Source organism: Bradyrhizobium sp. U87765 SZCCT0048 (genome assembly GCF_018131225.1).
Taxonomy (GTDB): domain Bacteria; phylum Pseudomonadota; class Alphaproteobacteria; order Rhizobiales; family Xanthobacteraceae; genus Bradyrhizobium_A.
The window spans coordinates 101,904-119,876 of the sequence record NZ_JAFCMM010000007.1 but is presented as its reverse complement, the minus strand read 5'-3'; the positions used below and the strand labels follow the sequence as shown (position 1 = coordinate 119,876).

Sequence of the window (17,973 nt, the reverse complement as noted above, 5' to 3'; positions counted from 1 at the left end):
AATTGCCATCAACGCGCCTCTTCGCACCGAAGGCTCTTCCCAGCATCAACAGAGCAGTTAAGGAATATCCAATAGAGCCAAACTAATGCCAACCGACACAATGCAAAAAAATATACCGCTCCAAACCATTGTTCGGCGACTCTTCCACACGACAGCGACGCCACCCACGTTGTAGGCCGTATTTGCAAAAAGAATAATCGACACAATAGCCCCAGTGACTGCTGCCAACACTCTGTTTGCACCGACACCAGAAAAGCCAAGATGATAAGCCAGGTAGTCCAGAGGCAAGGTCCACTCAACAATCCACGCGAGCGCGACAAGACCACAACCCAGACTGATTGCGACAACAACAACGGAAACGAGTCTCCTCCAAATAACTATACGATTAGGAATTCCGGGATCCGCGAACAATGAGATCCCACCAATGAAAAGAACGTAGACAAGCAGAAGCGGGAATATGACTTGCGCTGCGGCCATATCTGTCGGCAGAGATCGCTCAAAACGAGACGCCAGTATCAAAAATATTGAAAAAGCCCCGGTCAAAATATTCGCTCCGCTGGGGAGCGGAGGCATATCCCAGAATGAAATACTGGTCTTAAAGACGGTCTGAAAATAAATGGAGGCATACTTCTGGATCGAATCCAACGCTCTGCCCAACCATGACATATTGATTAATCCAAGAATTTTAGCTGCCAATCCTGCGATTCAGGCAAGAAATTCGTACCGTGATTAACAATGCGAAGGTGCAAACCGCGCGCGTTGTTGGGAAATGAAGGAGTTACAGCCACACAGGTCATTTGAGGCTCGTAAACAAAATTCCTGATCCAAGATTTGACGAGAGTTCCATGAATTGTCGAATTCTCCACGGTGTCTGCCTTTGCGGAACCAACAAAAGACCACAGAGATGACAGCAAATCTGTGCTTTCCCTAGGAATCATGTCGTCGAACGCGAAGCTTCGCCGCAGCTCAGATGTAGCAAGTGTATCGGGATCCTGCTGATGAAAATGGAAGCGCAAACAAATATTGCTTGTGCTGTAGAGATGAAAATTATCGTATCCCTCAACTGAAACATTCGCGCATGCAGCACTGCTTTTTGCGAGTTGAACGGCCGTCCATCGATCGTTGTAGAGACCAACGAGAGACCTTCGGTTAGGTCTCGCCAATATCGTATAAACAAATTTCCAATTCAGGACGCTTTTTGCGCCTTCTTGACCAGGCAACGTGCGCGTGAAGTAAACTAGCTGGTCAACGTAGTGGGGCAGCGTGTCGTTTGGACTAACAGTCCTCCACTTCCTGTCGCCCCCTCGGTAAAGCAACTTGTCTTCGCTTACGAGACTCACAAACCCTTGCTTATAAAGCTCGCTGCACGCGGCCTTCTCTACCGCGCCCGCCAACACCCGCGAACCGCACAGCAAGGTCATGGCTCCAAAAGTCAGACCCAATATGATCGCTGAGCTGCATCGGAAAATCGTCACCGCAACCATGACGGCCGAGCTCCTTAAACGCTGCAGAGCACAATTTAAGAAATAGAAATTCGAAATTTTATGACATAAATGCTAGCAAGCACCAGCCGCCGGTGTCAATCGACGTACCAGCCACCTCACCTTTCGCGGAAACCGCACGAATAGCAGGCGCGTCGGAGAAAGGAGCCCGACGCGTCCCGCAGCGATTCACTGACCGGCGGTCAGAAGTCCACGGACATCGACAGCCACACCGTGCGCGCCATGCCGCTGATGACATAGCCGGTCGGGTTGGCGATCCAGTAGCGCTTGTCCATCAGGTTGGTGATGCTGGCGCGCAAGGTGGTCGGCCGGCCGGCAAACGTCGTGGCATAGCGCGCGCCGATGTCGAACGTGGTCCAGCTCGGCACCTGCTGCAGATTGTCGGCGCTGACATAGCTGCTGCTGGTATAGATCGCCCGCGCAGTCGCCGTCAGCCCTGGCAGGAACGGCGTATCCCATTCGACGCCGAGATTGCCCTGCAGCTCGGGCGCGCCGACGGCACGGTTGCCGTCGTTGACGTGGCCCGGTGTCCGGGTCAGCCGGGCGTCGAGGAAAGTGACGCCGCCGAGCACGCGCACGCCGGGCGCAACCTCGCCGAACGCGTTCAGCTCGATGCCGCGATGACGCTGCTCGCCGTCGACGCTGTAGATCTTGGTCACCGGGTCGAGAAGTCCACTCGGCACGGCGATCTGGAACGCGGCCAGCGTCGCGCCGAAGGTGCCGAGGTCGAGCTTGGCGCCGACCTCGACCTGCCTGGTCTGGTACGGCGCGAACACCTGGGTCGGGTTGGCCGCGAGCGAAGGCGGCGGTGACGCCGGCGTGAGCCCCTCGATATAGCTCCCGTAAAACGACAGCTGCTTGATCGGCCGCAGCACCAGTGCCACCGACGGCGAGGTCTTGCTCTGGTCGTAATGGTCGGTGGCGTCGCCCGTGGCCGACGAATAGCTGCTGGTGACCACCTGCTGCTGGCGCGCGCCGACGGTGAGCTGCACCATGCCGTCGATCATCGACAGCGTGTCGGCGACGCCGACGCTCTGCAGCCGCGTCATGTCGGCCCGTCCCGTCGGATAGAACGACACAGGCACGCCGGGGCTCGCCAGCAAGGTCGGGCGGTAGATGTTGGTGGCGTAATTGCCGTAGGTGGTCTGTCCCAGCCAATCCGTCAGTTGCATCGAGCTGCCGCTGACCACCACTTCATGACGAACCGGCCCGGTGTCGAAACGACTGCGCACGCCGGCTTCGCCCGACACGGTCTCCGATTTGCCGGTCTGGAATTTGGAGGTCGATTGCGCATCGCCCGCTGTGTTGAGAATGGTCGCCCCCGGCGCCTCCTGCTTGTCGAAGTTGAAGCGGTTGACGCCGATGGCGCCGAACAGCGTGAGGTTCGAGGTCAGGTCGTATTCGGCGCGCGTCAGTGCGGTGACGCTCTGCGCGTTCGAATAGTCGAACGGCTGCGCCAGATTGATTTTCGGATCGGGCGCGGCCGGCATGGCGATGCCCGGCACCGGGGTATAGCCACGCGCGGCCGCGCGCATCCAGTCGTTCTGGTAGATGATGTCCGCGGACACCCGCAGCCGCTCGCCACGGTAGTCGACGCCAAGGGAGGCCGAGCCATTACGGGCCGACTGGCGATCGATCGGGGTGTCGCCGCCCTCGATGGCGCCGTTGAAGCGCACGCCCAATTCCTTGTTGTCGCCGTAGCGGCGACCGATATCGATCGCGGTGCCGAACCGCGCATCGGACATGTAGCCCGCCGTCATGCGAGTCAGCGGATCGTCCGCCGCGCGCTTGGTGACGATGTTGACGCTGCCGCCGATGCTGCCCTGCGGCGCCATGCCGTTGAGGAAGGCGCCCGGCCCCTTCAGCAGCTCGATGCGCTCGATCGGCGCGGGATTGGTGCGGTAGTTGGGCACAAGACCATAGAGACCGTTCAGCGACGTCTCGCTGTTCTCCACCCGGAAGCCGCGGATGGTGAGCGCGTCATAACGGTTGCCGGCACCGATGGCGGCGCGCACCGACGGATCGGTGGTGGTCAGCACCTCGGCGACACTGGTCGCCTGCAGGTCGCGGATCGTCTTTTCGGTGTAGCTGGAGATGCTGTACGGCGTCGCCATGTAGTCCTTGTTGCCGAGCAATCCCACTTGCGCGCCGCGTGCGACCTGCCCGCCGGCAAAGCTCGCCGGCAGGCGCGCAGCTTCCGCTCCGACCGATGTGCTGGCCGGCACTGCAGCGTCGCGGCGCACGGCGGACCGCGACGCCGATGCGGCGGATGCCGTGGCAGGCTTGCGCCGCGGCGCCGCCGCCTGACGGCGTGGCTTCGACGAGTTCACGACCACCGCCGGCAGCGGCTGCTGCTTCGCGCCTGGCAATGCCTGTGCAGACGGGCCGGCCGGCGCCTGCTGCGCGGCGGCCGGCGTGACGATGGCGGATGTGGACAGCAATGCGAGTGAGAGTGCCGCAGCGCGCGGCAGGCAAAATTCGTTCAACGAAGCCCCCGGAGATTTTTCGATCCGCATCGTGATCGCAGCCAGTGCGAGACACGGATGGCAAAAATCGCTTAGGCAACGAGCAACGGTTTGACCAATAGAAGAGGTCTAAGAAGCGCGGGCCGACGCAGAGATGCACACATATGCGTCCGTCTGTCGCAGCAAGATTGGAGCTATTTTAATTCGGATCGCGCCTCGCGCGCGGCGTCGCCTGTGACGGCATCAGGACTGGAGAAAACGGGCGTCAGCGTCGTCATCGCGTGGCGTGCCTTGGACTGCCTCGTGTCAAGCATGGCCCATGGCGTCCGCATCTCCCGATGCCGGAGCCACCCGAGCGCGATGAACGATGACGAACGCAGGCGGTGACGGGATCGGCCCCGCCTTCGGCGTGCGTCGCGGCATTTGTGGAAAACGCCCCGTTCTGGAAGCCCAGGCGCTTGCTACAGCCCGGCGGCTGCTGGAGGATCGCGCCATACTTCACTTAATCTTTTTCGGGCGGGGCCATATGCGGTGGGGCATTATCATTGCGGCAGTCGCGCTGAGCGGCTGCTCGAACACGACGGAATTGGGGAATTCGTTTTCCCTCACGGTGACGGCTTTCAACAGCGGGATTGCATCGCAGGAGCAGCTCGAAGTCGACCTTCTCAAGGATGTCATCCGCAAATCGGAGCAGCTCGAATATATTTCCAAGGGCAGCTATTCATGCGGCGACCCGCGCGATCCGCAGATCATCGCTCTCGAGCGTCGAGCAAGAGCGAGCGCCCTCAAGGTTCGTGACAACGCCGTTCAGGCGCTCAGGGAAAAGAACGCCTACATCAATGCCGTACTGGGCTACGGCGAGACGATCGCCGCGTTCGTCAAGCAGCAGGCCGACAGGGACGAGCTTCTGCAGAAGTGGGCAACGACAATCGGCACGTTCAGCGGCCTCGTCGCCACGCCCGAAGCAAAGGCGTTCTCAGCCAGCGCCAATCTGATCATCGCCGACCTCAGGGTTATCGGCCAATACGCGACGCATGAGCAGATCAGGTCCTTTGCGGCCAGGATCGCGTCGCACCTGCGCGCCAATGTCGCGCACCTGAGGACGAAGCGCAGTCTGAGAGCCCTGACCGAGAACGAGGAGCGCGCCTACCAGCTGTGGAACGCCTGCGCGAGGGAGCGGCTCGACTTCATCCGCCAGTTCTTCCCTCCGACCTATGGCGCCGAGCGCAATCGCCCCTATCCTGCCGTAGCTCCGTCGCCCGCATGGGATTTCATGACCGCCTACGGCGCGTACATCAGCGAACGCGAGACGTTTCTTGGACGCAAGCCCGATTTCGCCGCCCTGCTGCAGGCCATCGTGGATGCCAACGACGCCATTGTCGAAGACAAGGTCGACCTCCTGACGGCTGCCAACGCCATGGGCGAAGCGGCAACGACGATCAAGAGTTCGGCCGACGGCATCAGAAAGGCGGCGGAATCGGTCGGGGGCTAGCGGCGTCGCAAATAAGAAAAAGGCTGGTGCGGGCGGCCGGACTCGAACCGGCACAGCGCTCACGCGCCGAGGGATTTTAAGTCCCTTGCGTCTACCATTTCGCCACGCCCGCGTGGGCTGATCTCTCTTGTGTTTTCGGCGCTCGGTCAACGGATGTTTTGCAACGCGTCACTCGCATGCTGCAAAGAACGACATTGATCAGGTGAGGAAATGCCGGAGCAGATCTTTCGTGTGCCGAGCAGCCGCGCGAGGATCGCCAGATCCGAAAACGCGAATGAGCGAGGTATCGCGTTGCCGTAAGCACGGGGAGACCTTAGGCCAAAGCCAAGGTGCCTCGCCGGGGCCACTCGGATTGGTGTGTAATAATGTGTATAATTCATTGATTCTAGACTTTCTTCGTGTGTATAAATCCACATGAATTCGCGAGACATCATCTCGGCCCTGAAGTCGGACGGGTGGGAGCAGGTCGCCCAGAAGGGCAGCCACATCCAGTTCAAGCATCCCAAACCGGGCCGCGTCACCGTCCCGCATCCGAACAAAGACATCCCGCTCGGCGCGCTGCGCATCATCGAAAAACAAGCCGGGCTGAAGCTGCGGTGAAGCCATGAGCCAATACATTGCCCTGATCCACAAGGACGCGAACAGCGACTACGGCGTGTCGTTTCCCGACCTGCCGGGATGCGTCACCGCCGGCGCCACGCTCGATGAAGCCCGCGACATGGCTGCGGAGGCGCTCGCCCTGCATCTGGAGGGGCTGCAGGACGATGGCGAGGCCATCCCGGAGCCGTCGTCGCTCGAGAGCATCATGAGCGATCCCGAAAACCGCGACGGCGTCGCCATCCTTGTCGCCGCGCCGGCGCCAGCAGCCCGAGCCGTGCGGATCAACATCACCCTGCCCGCGGATCTTCTGGACGAAGTCGATCGCTACGCGGAGCGTGAAGGATTTACGCGGTCGGGCTTTCTGGCCCAGGCGGCAAGGAAGGCGATCGCGGCATAGACTGTTGCCGCACATGGAAAGGCTTTGATTGGGACACCCTTGAGCGCCTGCACCAAAAAGGGCTTGATCGGAAATCCCGTCAACAAACAAAATCGGTGTTCCTGACAGACGAGGTTGCGACGCGCTAAGAAACAGTTCCGGGTATTGTTCACGCGACCGCCGCTTTGAGAGCGTGGCTCAGCCCTTCGATCTCATCGAAATACCACCGCACCATCCTCGGAGCCGTGCACTTGCACACCATCCAGATCCCCCAGGCCATCATCGACCGCCTGATCACCCGGCGCGGGCGGCGGCATGTGTTCGAGCGCATCGAGCCGGCGAAGACGGCGCTGGTGGTCGTGGACATGCAGGCCGGTTTTCTCCAGCCCGGTGCTGTCGGCGAAGTGCCGCTGGCGCGCGCGATCGTCCCCAACGTCCGCCGCCTCGCCGCGGAGACCCGCGCCGCGGGCGGCGCCGTGGTCTGGCTGCGGCACACCACGGGGCCCGAGGGCGACTGGAGCCTGTGGCTCGGCACCTTCATGCCGCCGGCTGTGCGCGACACCATGCGCGCGGCGTTCACGCCGGGGCATCCGGCCCATGCGGTCGACAGCGCGTTCGATGTGCAGCCCGGGGATCTGGTGGTCGACAAGACGCGCTACAGCGCCTTCGTCGGCGATGCCAGCGATCTCGATGCGCAACTGCGGGCGCGCGGCATCGATACGCTGATCGTCACGGGCACGCTGACCAATGTGTGCTGCGAATCGACCGCGCGCGACGCCATGATGCTGAACTATGCCGTTCACTTCGTCGCCGACGGCACCGCGACACGAACCGACGAAGAGCACAACGCCAGCCTCACCAACCTGATGGTGACGTTCGCCGATGTGCGCACCACCGATGAGGTGGTGGCGCTGCTGCGGGCGGGTTGAGGCGTAAGGGCGATATCAATCCCGTCACCCTGAGGTGGTCACGCGCAGCGGGACCCTTGAAGGGCGACGGCCCGGGCAGAGGCTGAGGGGCCGTCCATCCTTCGAGGCTCGCGCGGAGCCTGTCATCGGGCCGCGCTTTGCGCGGACCCGTTGGCTCGCACCTCAGGATGACGGACCAAGTCTGTCAGAGTTCAGATCGCCATACTCTGGCCCTCCCCGCTCAGCGCCAGTGCAGCAGGCGCGTTTCCAGCAGGTTGAGCAGCTTGCCGATGGTCAGGCCGAACAGCGACAGGATGACGACGCCGGCGAGCAGCTGATCGGTCTGCATCAGGTTGCCGGCCTGCAGCACGAACGCGCCGATGCCGTATTCGGCGCCGATCATTTCGGCGCTGACCACCAGCAGCAGCGCCACCGACGAGGTGATGCGGAAGCCGGCGAGGATCGCGGGCAGCGCGCCCGGCCAGATCACCTTGCGCACGATGGTCGCGAACGGAACGTTGAAGCTCTGCGCCATGCGAATGAGGTTGCGCGGCACGGAATCGACGCCGGAATAGACGGAGATCGAGGTCGAGAAGAACACGCCGAGCGCGATGGTGGCGATCTTCGGCTCCTCGCCGATGCCGAACCACAGGATCAGCAGCGGCAGCAGCGCGATCTTCGGGATCGGGAACAGCGCCGACACCACCGAGATGCCGATGCTGCGGGCGACGCCTGACAGGCCGATGGCGAAGCCGACGACGACGCCGGCGGCGCTGCCGATCAGCCAGCCAAGCCCGATGCGCATCGCCGAGTACGACAGGTGCTGCCACAGCGCGCCGCTGAGTGCGAGCTTGTAGATTGCTTTCGCGATCGCCACCGGGGTCGGCAGGAACAGCGGGTTGATCCAGCCGAAGCTGCCGGCGGCCTGCCAGATCGACAGCAGCACCGCGAAGGTGATCCAGCTGGCGCCGCGGCTGGCCTTGGGGGCGAAGCCGCCGCCGCGGAAGGCGACGTCGCGGATATCGGCGCCGTCCTGCGACGAGGCGTTCGTCGATGTCGCGCGGTCAAGCATGCTGCACCTCCCGCTCGGCGTCGATCGCCTCGTCCTTGATCAGCGACCACAGCCGGTCCTGGATCCCAAGCAGTTGCGCCCGCACATCGGCATGGCCGCGCTGCGCGCGCGGCACCGCGATGTCGACGATCTCGCGCACCCGGCCCGGGCGGCGCGACAGCACGACGACGCGATCGGCGAGCCGCACCGCCTCGTCGAGATTATGGGTGATGTAGACAGCCCCCATCTGGCCGTCGGCGAGCAGGCCGATGAAGTCTTCCATCAGCAGTTCGCGGGTCTGAGAATCCAGCGCCGACAGCGGCTCGTCCATCAGCAGGATCGCCGGCCGCACCGCAAGCGCCCGGGCGATACCGACACGCTGGCGCATGCCGCCGGAGAGCTGCTTGGGCAGCGCGTCGCCGAAATCGGCAAGCCCGGTGCGGCGCAGCGCGTCGGTGACGATCGCCTGCCGCTGCGCGGCGTCGATGCCGACATGGAGCAACGGGAACGCGACGTTGTCGCGCACCGTGCTCCAGGGCAGCAGCGCGAAGTCCTGGAACACGAAGGTCAGCGGGTTGAAGCTGCCCGCCGGCGCCGCGCCGCGGATGCGGGCGTGGCCGGAGGTCGGCTGCAGCAGGCCGCCCAGGATCGACAGCAGCGTGCTCTTGCCGCAGCCGGAGGGGCCGACCACCGCCACCACTTCGCCGGCGCGAACGGTGAAGGACACGTCCTCCAGCACGTCGAGGGCGCCGAAGCGGTGGCTGATGTCATTCACGATCAGGTCCATGGTGAAGTCCGTCGCTTGTCCGCTTGCTCGTGTCTGTCGAACTGACGATCAGTCGGCCTCAATCACCCCTGGCGAAGTCCCTGGCGATGATGTCGTCGACGGTGAAGCCCTTGTCGACGAAACCCTGCGCCTGCATCCAGCTGATCTGGTCGCCGACATTCTTGATGTCGAGCTTGCCGTCGCGATCGATGTAGGCGCAGTCCACCGCGATCCGCTCGGGCGGCAGGTTGGTGTACTTGGAGATGATCTGCAGCAACGGCGTGGTCTGTTCGTTGAGCGGCACCTGGCCGTCCTTCATCGCCTTGAGCAGGACGTCATGATACTCGCGGTCGGCGCGCACCAGCGCCGTCAGCAGCCGGGTCACCAGGTCTTTGTTGGCCAGCACCTTCGGCGTGGTGAACACCGCGCCGAGCTGCCAGGGCGTCTCGTCGCCGACCCAGCCGAGCAGCTTGGCGCCGTTGGCGTCGATCAGCGGCCGCGCCGTGGTCGCCGGCAGCAGCGCGCCGTCGATGGTCTCGCCCTTCAGCGCTGCGGCCGCGTTCGACAGCGACTGCAGCGGCACCACCTTCACGTCGCTCAGCTTGAAGCCGTACTTGTCGGCGAGCAGGCCCAACGAATAGTGGAAGGTCGAGCCGATCTGGGTGACGCCGACGCGCTTGCCGGCGAGGTCCTTCGGCGACTTCAGGCCGTTGGCATAGGCCGTATTGCCGGCGACATAGGCGATCAGCGGAAAGCCCGGCTGCTCGCGGCTCATGCCGCCGATCACCTTGAGCACGCCCTTGCCGGCGAGGTTGTACATGCCGCCGGTGAACGCGGTGACGCCGAAGTCGACGTCGCCGGAGGCGGTCGCCACCGCGATCGGCTGCGCGGCGTCGAAGAACTTCAGCTCGATGTCGAGGCCGGCATCACGGAAGTAGCCCTTCTCCACCGCCATGAACACCGGCGCGGAGGACGTCAGGCGCAGCACGCCAATTTTGGCCTTGAGCGGCGCCTCGGCGTGGGCCGCCGCCGCCCCAAAGCCGAGCGCGGCCACCGCGGCAGCCTGCACCACCCGCCTCAGGCGGGTCGCGATCGAATGGGTCATGTGTCTCCTCCCGTTTCTTGTTCAGGTCCTGTCGGCGGGGATATCGGCCCCCCGTCCCAGGAACGCACCCTGTCGCGTCAGTTCCGCCTGCAGCCGGTCGACCGCGATCTGGCGCGGCGGCACGTTGCCCGCCAGCGCCTGCGCGGCCGCCACCCCCGCCGCCTCGCCCATGGCGAAGCAGGCGCCGGAGACGCGGGCCGCGGACTGCCCCTCATGGGTCATCGACGCGCAGCGCCCCGCCACCAGCAGGTTGTCGACGCCCTTGGGCGTCAGCATCCTGTACGGCATTTCGTTGTAGCCGCGCGAGTCCGGAATCGGGGGGAATTTGAACTCGATGTCCCCGGCGACATGGGCCTCGATCGGCCAGCCGTTGACGCCGATGCTGTCGTCGAACGAGGCGCAGGTCAGCACATCCTCGCCGCTCATCATCACGTCGCCGATCACCCGGCGGGTCTCGCGGATGCCGAGCTGCGGCGGCAGGTCGACGATGTAGGAGTTCTCGAAGCCGGGCACGGTGCGCAGGAACTGGAACGCCTCGACCGCCTGGCGGCGGCCGTCGATCTCGCCGCGGGTCAGGTCGTCGGGCTCCAGGCCGTTGATGGCGCGACCATCAGCGCGGGCGAGCTGTGTAAAATTGACGCGCCATTCGATGGGATCGCGCTGCGGGCGCACGATCGCGGTCTTGCGCGGGAAGCTGGCGCCGTTCGCAATCGCCTCCGCCATCAGCGTCGGGATGGTCTGCCAGGCTTCGCCGGCGCGCTCCGGATCGATGCCGTTGAGGCGGAACATCATCGAGGGATAGAGCATGTTGCCGGCATTGTCGCCGACCTCATAGGGCGCGCCGGCCCAGGCGGCGAGATCGCCGTCTCCCGAGCAATCGATGAACAGGCGGCCGCGCACCGCCTGGCGGCCTGCCTTGGTCTCGACCAGCAGCGCATCGATGGTGCCCGCTTGCCCCATCACCACCCCGGCGGCGAGCGCATGGAACAGGATCTCGACCTTGTGGTGGGCGAGAATCTCGTCGGCCGCGATCTTGTAGGCCGCGGTGTCGTAGGCCTGGGCCATGATCTTGCCGAAGATCACATGCGGCGCGTTGAGGCCGCCAAGGTGATCGATGCGCTCCAGCAGCTCGGTGGCAAGGCCATGCACCACGCGCTGCATGGCGCCGTGAACGTTGGCGTGCAGGCCGCAGAAATTGGTGACGCCGGCGGCGGTGCCCATGCCGCCGAGGAAGCCGTAGCGCTCGATCAGCAGGGTGCGCTGGCCGGCGCGCCCGGCCGCGGCCGCCGCGGCGAGCCCGGCGGGACCGCCCCCGAGCACCACCACATCATACTCGCCAAGCACGGGCAGCCGGCGGGCCGGCTCTTCGATGGTCTTCGCTGGCACGGGCGCACTCCCAAGCGTTTGATCGGGCTTCTGATCGCGGGCGGGACTATGAATATGCCGTGACGGGAGTACAATCCCGCAAAACAGACGATCAGCTTTCACGAAACGCGAAAGATCGATGGACACGCTCGTCAACCTGCAGGCCTTCCTCGCCACCGCCGAATCGTCAGGCTTCTCGGCCGCGGGGCGCAAGCTGAACGTCTCGACCTCGGTGGTGGCCAAGCGCGTCACCCAGCTCGAGGAGCAGATCGGCACCACCCTGTTCCACCGCTCGACGCGGCAGATGCGGCTGACCAAGGCCGGCCAGCAGTACCTGCACCGCGCCCGCAGCGTGGTCGCCGACGTCAGCGACCTGCTGGCCCGCATGGGCGAGAAGGACCACGACCTCGCCGACCAGCTCCGCATCAAGGCGCCGACCTCGCTGACCATCTTCCGCCTCGCCGACGTGTTCAGCGCGTTCCAGGCCCAGAACCCGCAGGTGCGCCTCGATATCGTGCTGATCGACCGCCCGGTGGATCCGGTAACAGAAGGCTTCGACATCGCCATCGGCGCCTTTCCGCATGCGTTCGGCGGCGTCATCGACGAGCCGCTGTGCCCGATGCGGCGGCTGCTGTGCGCCGCGCCAGACTATCTCGCCAGGCATGGCGCGCCGGCGCATCCGCGTGACCTCGTCGACCACACGTGCCTGAGCTTCCTGCCGACCGGCCCGGAATGGCAGTTCGACGGCCCGCGCGGCCGCGTCACCGTGCAGGTGCAGCCGCGCATGAGCTCCAACGAAGGCTATGTGCTGGTGAAGAGCGCCATCGCCGGCAACGGCATCGCCTTCATCTCGCGCTATCTCGTCGAGGATGCGCTGCGCCAGGGCTCGCTGTGCCAGGTGCTGCCGGAGTATCCGATCCCTGATCTCTGGGTGAAGGCGACCGTGCCCGAGCGCCGCGCCAACGCCGCCGCGGTGCAGGCGATGCTCGCCGCGCTCAAGCAGGCGCTGACACCGACGCTGTAGAGCCGCCTGTCGAGGTCATCATGACTGATCGCGGCGATCGAATATGGCACGCACCGCCTGTTTTCTGCGTCATCACCGGGCCGACGCGAAGCGTCGTGACGCGGTGATCCAGCTTCGACGCCGTGGTCCATTGTCCAAGCTGGATTGCCGGGTCTTCGCCCGGCAATGACGCAGAGGTGAGACCGGTGAACAACAGCTCGTTCAGGAGCGACCGCAAACACATTCAGCGTGCAGTGACTGACGAAAGCCCGCGCACCTTCCGCATCGTGGAAAATGACGTGCGGCGCGCACATGCCATGCGGCGCGAACGCGTTTACGACGTGGCGCGGCCATGACACCATGACCGCAACCACAACACGGTGCGACACGAGGAAACGCAGATGGCCTACGAGCAGATCAAGTACGACGTCGAAGACAACATCCTGACCATCACGCTCAACCGGCCGGACAAGCTCAACGCCTACACCCACACCATGCAGACGGAGATGATCGACGCGTTCGACCGCGCCGATGCCGACGACAACGTCCGCGCTATCATCGTCACCGGCGCCGGCCGCGCGTTCTGCGCCGGTGCCGACCTCTCCTCTGGCGGCGACACCTTCGACCGCGCCGCGCGCGCCGATCGCAAGAGCGCGCCGCTGCGGCCGAACGGCGAAGTGGAATGGAGCGACGATGCGGTGCGCGACGGCGGCGGCCGGCTGACGCTGCGCATCTTCAAGTGCCTTAAGCCCGTGATCGCCGCGGTCAACGGCCCCGCCGTCGGTATCGGCCTCACCATGCAGCTCGCCATGGATATCCGCATCGCCGCCGACAATGCCCGTTTCGGCTTCGTGTTCGCGCGCCGCGGCATCGTGCCGGAGGCATGCTCGAGCTGGTTCCTGCCGCGCATCGTCGGCATCTCACAGGCGCTGGAGTGGACCTATTCGGGCCGCGTGTTCCAGGCGCGCGAAGCGCTGGCTGGCCGGCTCGTCAGCCGCGTGGTGCCGCCGGAGGAGCTGCTGCCGACCGCGCGCGACATCGCCCGCGACATCGCCGACAACTCGGCCCCCGTCTCCATCGCGCTGATCCGGCAGATGATGTGGCGTATGCTCGGCGCTGACGATCCGATGGAAGCGCACAAGATCGACAGCCGCGGCATCTATGCGCGCGGCGCCTCGAACGACGTGCGCGAGGGCGTCACGGCATTCCTGGAGAAGCGCCCGGCGGCCTTCACCGACAAGGTCTCCAGCGACATGCCGTCGTATTTCCCGTGGTGGCAGGACCGCGACTACAAGTAGGCCTGTCGTCTCGGTGTCCGACTGGAAAAGCGCTCGCCCTCGCAAAAGGGCAGCACGTTCCGTATTTCTCTGTCGCGGCCGGGCAGCGCGATCCGTCTTCAACGGATCGCCAGGACTAAGGTCTCCCGGCCACCTCGCTTAGGAGCGCAGTGCCCTCCTTGTCGGGGTCGCCGGCACGAGCCCGGCGACGACAAAATTAAGATCTGTGATCGCTGTTTCAGCCAGGCTCTCAGATCCTGGTTCCGGGCTTGTCGTCGGGCGATGGCTTGTCGCCCGACGGAGATTTTTCGCCTGGCGAAGGCTTGGAGTCTGAGGGCTTGGAGTCCGAAGGCTTTTTGTCCGACCCCTTGTTGTCTGAGGTCTTGCACACGCCCTTCAGCGCGGCCCACTCCTGATCCGTCAGGAGTGGCGGACCGCTCGGCGGCCGGTCCTCTTTGGTCATCCGCGCCAGCCGGTCCTCGGTGAAGGGATGGCTCGCGAGCACTGAAATGCCTTTGCCGCTCTCCTTGCCGGTGATGCGGAACAGCAGTTCGCCCATCGGCTTCGGCGAGCGGCCGAGACGGTGCATCGCCTCGATCGCCGCGGTGTCCGCGGCGGTCTCGGCCTCGCGCGAGTAGGAGGCGTCGACGATCGAGCGGCCGGCGAAGATCAGCGCGCTCGACCCGGTGATATCGCCGAACAGCAGGCCGATCAGGAACGACGTCCCGCCCTGGCTGATCATCTGCCGGGTATTGTCGCGGTGCTTGAGATGGCCGAGCTCGTGGGCCAATACGCCGGCGATCTCATCGGGGGTTTCGGCCTTGTCGAGCAGGCCCCGGAGCAGGAACACCTTGCCGCCGGGCAGCGCGAAGGCATTGGCGATCTTGCTCGACAGCACCAGGGATTCCGTATCAGTGGCAAGGTCGAGCGCACCGTGGAGCTGCGCCATCAGCCTGGCGAACGCGGCCTCGCCGGCGGCATCGCGGCACGGCTTGCCATCGAACACCGCCATCACCTGCCCTTCCGCCGCGTCGCCGAGCCGCCGCTCGAACGACTGCGGGATCAGCGGCGCGAGACGGTCGGCGGCGAACGGCACGCCATAAAGCACCATCCCCACGATCGAGGCCGCGGCCGCCAGCGACCAGCCGACGATGCGGCCGACATCGCGGGGGCCGGTGGCGGACGCATCGACGCGCGGGCAGCGCGCCAGCACCTGCGCGGCGAGGCCGGAATCGCGGATCTCCAGCCGGGCGAGTTGCGGCGCACGCAGGCATGCGAGGCGCACAAGGCCCCGCGAGGCATCCATGCGGCGGATATCGTCATAGGGCCACCGCGCCAGCGTCTCGCCGGCTTCGCGGATGACCAGCTTGTCGGCGAGCGTCAGCGTCACTTGCCGCCGCCGGCTGGTCGCGCCGTCGTAGAACACCGCGACCGGCCCGGCAGCGACCGGATCCTGCGGGGCGATCGGCGGCGGTTGGATGTCCTCTGTCATGGCGTCCCCTGCTCAGAACCCCGCAACGTCGAGGCCGTCGGCAAGCCCCTCGCCGAGAGCACTCGCCGCCTCGCCCGCCGCCATCACGTTGGCCGTGGCCTCGATGTTGAAGACCGACACCGACTCCGCCACCCGCACCCACAGGTCGCGCATCAGATAGACGCGGGCGACCACGCCCGCCGCGAGGACGTAGACGAGATAGCCGACGACGCCCAGCACGATCAGGGAGATGTTGCGCAGCAGCTCCGGCCCCGAGAACGCGTCCCCGACCGACTCTCCGCCCACGCTGGCCACAACCAGCCCACACAGGACGATATAGACAACCAGGGCGACAGACAGCAGCAAGCCCCAGCCGATCAACTTCCAGTACAACCCGATCAACGCATCGCGAGGCAGCGATGAAGTCAGCCGCACGTCACCGAAGCGAATGCCGGACAGCCACCACCGCCACTCCACAGCCTTGAACATGGCGTAGAAGAACGGCAGCAGCGGAAAGACTACGACGGCGATCGGCGACATCAGCCACAGCCACCAGCCCTGCTTGAAGAACTCCCAGCCGCGTCCCTCGAAGCTGCCCTGCAAATTGCCATAGTAGGAATGCCGCATCTTGTAGCGTTCGAGCGCCGCCTCGCGCCACGGCAACGCAAGGCCGAGCGTCAGGCCGGCAAGCGCGTTCCACAGCACCGCGCGCAGCGCGTAGACCCAGCCGGAGCCGTCCATCCAGAAGCGCACGCCACGCCACACTGTCCGCGTCAGGCGGTAGCGCCGCGCGCGATAGATCGCGAACTGGCCGAACACATAGAAGAATGCCACCAGCGGAAAGCTGGCGAAGGCGCGCAGGCGCTCCGCCTCCATCGTCAGCAGGAAAAAGACGAGATAGATCGGCACGATGATCGCAAGCGCGAACAGGAAGCCGATCAGCAGCTCCTTGCCTGTGCCGGTGTATTCGGGGGCGTCACCATCGATGTCGGTATGCGACCACAGGTGCCGGCGCATGTCGGTGGCCAGCCAGAAGCGGTAGAAGCCCAGCGTGATCAGCTCCAGCAGCGCGCCCCGCGTGACCAGACGACGGAAATCGCCGCGGTCGCCGGAAAACTCCACCCGCGCCGGCGGCTGTACCGGCGGCATTCTGCTGATCTGATCCATAGAAAACCTTTCCAACCACCGCGCAGCACCGCGGCATTCCAGAGCAAAAATAGCCACGCGCGCCATACGCAACGAAAGCGCGTTTGCCGCCGGTTCGACCACTAAAGGTTGATCGAGCCGACGTTGTCAATGTTACGGAGCATTTCCGGAAGAGAAGACGGGCGAAGCTGACAACCGTGTGACAGGCATCTGTCGCATGCCCTGGCTTGCCGGTTCATGACATGGCAGTAGATGTCGGGGTCAGAAACCGGAAACGTCCAGTCCGTCGGCCAGCCCTTCTCCGATTGCGCTCGCAGGCTCGCCTTCCACCCGCACGTCGGCTGCGGCGTCGATGCCGTAGACGGCGGTCGAGGCCGCGACACGAGCCCAGAGATCGCGAATGAGATAGAGGCGGTTCACGACACTCATCGCCAAGATCATGAACAGCCAGAAGATGAACGGCAACACGAACATCGGAATGCTGTCTTCCGAAACGTTGGCGCTGAAGAACTGCTCCAGCGACTGGCCCTTCAGGTTGGCCATCGACGCGAGACACAGGAAGCCAATGGCGGCCAAGACTACGGCGATCAGCACGAACCAGCCCATCACCTTGTAGTACAGGCCGATCAGATTGCTCGGACGGATATCAGAGGCGAAGCTGACACCGCCGAACCGCAGACCCGACATCCACCACCGCCACTCGACGGCCCTGAACGACGCATAGAGCACCGGCGAGACCAGCAGCACCAGGAACGTCAGTGGTCGAGCAACGAGAAACAAGCCCATCAGGACGACAGCCAGCAGCCAAATCCCCCAGCCGCGCTTGAAGAAGCTCCAGCCCGTGCCGTCGAAACCACCCTGCAGGTCGCCATAGTAGGAATGCCGCATCTTGTAACGCTCGAGCGCGGCTTCGCGCCACGGCCATGCCAATCCCAACGTGACGGCCACCAGCAGCATCCACAACGATGCGCGCAGCGCATATGCCCAGCCGGAGCCGTCCATCCAGAACCCCGCGCCGCGCCAGACCGTGCGCGTCAGACGATAACGTCGTGCGCGGTAGACCGCGAACTGCCCGAACACATACAGACAAGCGGTCAGCGCCACACCGCCGTAGGCCTGCACACGCTCGACCTCGATCGTGAGCAGGAAGTAGACGAGATAGACGGGCACGATGATCGCCAGCGCGAACAGGAAGCCGATTAACAGCTCGCGGGCGGTGCCGGTGTACTCGGGCGCGTCGCCGTCGACGATCGTATTCGACCAGAGGTGGCGACGCATGTCGGTGGTAAGCCAGAAGCGATAGAAGCCCAGCGTGACCAGCTCAAGGAAGATGCCGCGCGTCACGAGACGACCGAACGCGCCGCGGTCTCCGGAAAACGCCATATCGGTCGCCCAGCGCGGAGGCGGCGGCGGCATCCGCGGCACCGAACTCATTTCATTCATCGG

General features: G+C 64.5%; 18 protein-coding genes and 1 tRNA gene. 8 read left to right on the top strand and 11 right to left on the bottom strand.

Features of this window, described 5'->3' with window-relative positions:
- Positions 1–57: 57 nt before the first annotated feature.
- From JQ639_RS32945 to JQ639_RS32935, 3 genes are all read right to left on the bottom strand, one after another.
- On the bottom strand, positions 58–696 hold the full coding sequence (locus tag JQ639_RS32945; protein WP_211964356.1) for a hypothetical protein: 639 nt from the start codon (positions 694–696) through the stop codon (positions 58–60).
- On the bottom strand, positions 672–1,484 hold the full coding sequence (locus tag JQ639_RS32940; RefSeq protein WP_211964354.1) for a hypothetical protein: 813 nt from the start codon (positions 1,482–1,484) through the stop codon (positions 672–674). The genes JQ639_RS32945 and JQ639_RS32940 overlap by 25 nt, the downstream gene beginning before the upstream one ends.
- Before the next feature lie 200 nt (positions 1,485–1,684).
- Entirely contained in the window at positions 1,685–3,988 is a 2,304-nt protein-coding gene (locus tag JQ639_RS32935; RefSeq protein ID WP_211964352.1) for a TonB-dependent receptor, read from the bottom strand.
- Positions 3,989–4,334: 346 nt separating this feature from the next.
- Between JQ639_RS32935 and JQ639_RS32930 the strand changes: the two genes are divergently transcribed.
- Entirely contained in the window at positions 4,335–5,459 is a 1,125-nt protein-coding gene (locus tag JQ639_RS32930) for a hypothetical protein (RefSeq protein WP_211964350.1), read from the top strand.
- Between the two features lie 24 nt (positions 5,460–5,483).
- Here the strand turns inward: JQ639_RS32930 and JQ639_RS32925 are convergent.
- Positions 5,484–5,571, bottom strand: a tRNA-Leu gene (locus tag JQ639_RS32925).
- A 302-nt stretch (positions 5,572–5,873) separates the two neighbouring features.
- Between JQ639_RS32925 and JQ639_RS32920 the strand changes: the two genes are divergently transcribed.
- The 4 genes from JQ639_RS32920 (at position 5,874) to JQ639_RS32910 (ending at position 7,364) form a co-directional block, all read left to right on the top strand.
- A complete protein-coding gene (locus JQ639_RS32920; protein WP_211964348.1) occupies positions 5,874–6,059 on the top strand; it encodes a type II toxin-antitoxin system HicA family toxin in 186 nt (61 codons plus the stop codon).
- A 4-nt stretch (positions 6,060–6,063) separates the two neighbouring features.
- Positions 6,064–6,456, top strand: coding sequence for a type II toxin-antitoxin system HicB family antitoxin (locus JQ639_RS32915; protein ID WP_211964346.1), 393 nt, complete (start codon positions 6,064–6,066; stop codon positions 6,454–6,456).
- Entirely contained in the window at positions 6,402–6,584 is a 183-nt protein-coding gene (locus JQ639_RS35745; protein ID WP_349644677.1) for a DUF6429 family protein, read from the top strand. The genes JQ639_RS32915 and JQ639_RS35745 overlap by 55 nt, the downstream gene beginning before the upstream one ends.
- A gap of 102 nt (positions 6,585–6,686) precedes the next feature.
- Positions 6,687–7,364 carry an isochorismatase family protein gene (locus tag JQ639_RS32910; protein ID WP_211964344.1) on the top strand — a complete coding sequence of 226 codons (678 nt, stop codon included), beginning with the start codon at positions 6,687–6,689 and terminating at the stop codon, positions 7,362–7,364.
- A 220-nt stretch (positions 7,365–7,584) separates the two neighbouring features.
- Here the strand turns inward: JQ639_RS32910 and JQ639_RS32905 are convergent, their stop codons facing one another.
- Genes JQ639_RS32905 through JQ639_RS32890 form a run of 4 tightly spaced genes read right to left on the bottom strand, consistent with a single transcriptional unit; the run spans position 7,585 to position 11,651 of the window.
- A complete protein-coding gene (locus JQ639_RS32905; RefSeq protein WP_211964342.1) occupies positions 7,585–8,415 on the bottom strand; it encodes an ABC transporter permease in 831 nt (276 codons plus the stop codon).
- Positions 8,408–9,181, bottom strand: a complete 774-nt coding sequence (locus JQ639_RS32900; protein WP_211964340.1) for an ABC transporter ATP-binding protein — start codon at positions 9,179–9,181, stop codon at positions 8,408–8,410. The genes JQ639_RS32905 and JQ639_RS32900 overlap by 8 nt, the downstream gene beginning before the upstream one ends.
- Before the next feature lie 58 nt (positions 9,182–9,239).
- Positions 9,240–10,265, bottom strand: a complete 1,026-nt coding sequence (locus JQ639_RS32895) for an ABC transporter substrate-binding protein (RefSeq protein WP_211964338.1) — start codon at positions 10,263–10,265, stop codon at positions 9,240–9,242.
- 21 nt (positions 10,266–10,286) lie between these two features.
- Positions 10,287–11,651, bottom strand: a complete 1,365-nt coding sequence (locus JQ639_RS32890; protein ID WP_211964336.1) for an FAD-dependent oxidoreductase — start codon at positions 11,649–11,651, stop codon at positions 10,287–10,289.
- A gap of 118 nt (positions 11,652–11,769) precedes the next feature.
- Here JQ639_RS32890 and JQ639_RS32885 point away from each other — a divergent pair, with 118 nt between their 5' ends.
- The 3 genes from JQ639_RS32885 to JQ639_RS32875 all read left to right on the top strand — a co-directional run bounded on the left by JQ639_RS32885 (position 11,770) and on the right by JQ639_RS32875 (position 13,931).
- Complete coding sequence (locus tag JQ639_RS32885) at positions 11,770–12,654, top strand: LysR family transcriptional regulator (RefSeq protein ID WP_211964334.1); 885 nt, start codon at positions 11,770–11,772, stop codon at positions 12,652–12,654.
- A 185-nt stretch (positions 12,655–12,839) separates the two neighbouring features.
- Complete coding sequence (locus JQ639_RS32880) at positions 12,840–12,989, top strand: hypothetical protein (RefSeq protein WP_211964332.1); 150 nt, start codon at positions 12,840–12,842, stop codon at positions 12,987–12,989.
- A 45-nt stretch (positions 12,990–13,034) separates the two neighbouring features.
- Entirely contained in the window at positions 13,035–13,931 is an 897-nt protein-coding gene (locus tag JQ639_RS32875) for a crotonase/enoyl-CoA hydratase family protein (protein WP_211964330.1), read from the top strand.
- A gap of 229 nt (positions 13,932–14,160) precedes the next feature.
- Here JQ639_RS32875 and JQ639_RS32870 read toward each other — a convergent pair whose 3' ends face one another.
- The 3 genes from JQ639_RS32870 to JQ639_RS32860 all read right to left on the bottom strand — a co-directional run bounded on the left by JQ639_RS32870 (position 14,161) and on the right by JQ639_RS32860 (position 17,943).
- Positions 14,161–15,402, bottom strand: coding sequence for a M48 family metallopeptidase (locus JQ639_RS32870; protein ID WP_211964328.1), 1,242 nt, complete (start codon positions 15,400–15,402; stop codon positions 14,161–14,163).
- Between the two features lie 12 nt (positions 15,403–15,414).
- On the bottom strand, positions 15,415–16,548 hold the full coding sequence (locus JQ639_RS32865) for a DUF898 family protein (RefSeq protein ID WP_211964327.1): 1,134 nt from the start codon (positions 16,546–16,548) through the stop codon (positions 15,415–15,417).
- Positions 16,549–16,788: 240 nt separating this feature from the next.
- Positions 16,789–17,943: a DUF898 family protein gene (locus JQ639_RS32860; protein WP_249123843.1), complete on the bottom strand. Its 1,155-nt coding sequence runs from the start codon at positions 17,941–17,943 to the stop codon at positions 16,789–16,791.
- Positions 17,944–17,973: the final 30 nt, after the last annotated feature.

Excerpts from the sequence above, each read along its gene's own strand:
- JQ639_RS32940 (WP_211964354.1), bottom strand. The coding sequence starts at position 1,484 with ATGGTTGCGGTGACGATTTTCCGATGCAGCTCAGCGATCATATTGGGT.
- JQ639_RS32930 (WP_211964350.1), top strand. The coding sequence starts at position 4,335 with ATGACGAACGCAGGCGGTGACGGGATCGGCCCCGCCTTCGGCGTGCGT.
- JQ639_RS32920 (WP_211964348.1), top strand. The coding sequence starts at position 5,874 with ATGAATTCGCGAGACATCATCTCGGCCCTGAAGTCGGACGGGTGGGAG.
- JQ639_RS32915 (WP_211964346.1), top strand. The coding sequence starts at position 6,064 with ATGAGCCAATACATTGCCCTGATCCACAAGGACGCGAACAGCGACTAC.
- JQ639_RS32905 (WP_211964342.1), bottom strand. The coding sequence starts at position 8,415 with ATGCTTGACCGCGCGACATCGACGAACGCCTCGTCGCAGGACGGCGCC.
- JQ639_RS32900 (WP_211964340.1), bottom strand. The coding sequence starts at position 9,181 with ATGGACCTGATCGTGAATGACATCAGCCACCGCTTCGGCGCCCTCGAC.
- JQ639_RS32895 (WP_211964338.1), bottom strand. The coding sequence starts at position 10,265 with ATGACCCATTCGATCGCGACCCGCCTGAGGCGGGTGGTGCAGGCTGCC.
- JQ639_RS32885 (WP_211964334.1), top strand. The coding sequence starts at position 11,770 with ATGGACACGCTCGTCAACCTGCAGGCCTTCCTCGCCACCGCCGAATCG.
- JQ639_RS32875 (WP_211964330.1), top strand. The coding sequence starts at position 13,035 with ATGGCCTACGAGCAGATCAAGTACGACGTCGAAGACAACATCCTGACC.
- JQ639_RS32870 (WP_211964328.1), bottom strand. The coding sequence starts at position 15,402 with ATGACAGAGGACATCCAACCGCCGCCGATCGCCCCGCAGGATCCGGTC.
- JQ639_RS32865 (WP_211964327.1), bottom strand. The coding sequence starts at position 16,548 with ATGGATCAGATCAGCAGAATGCCGCCGGTACAGCCGCCGGCGCGGGTG.
- JQ639_RS32860 (WP_249123843.1), bottom strand. The coding sequence starts at position 17,943 with ATGCCGCCGCCGCCTCCGCGCTGGGCGACCGATATGGCGTTTTCCGGA.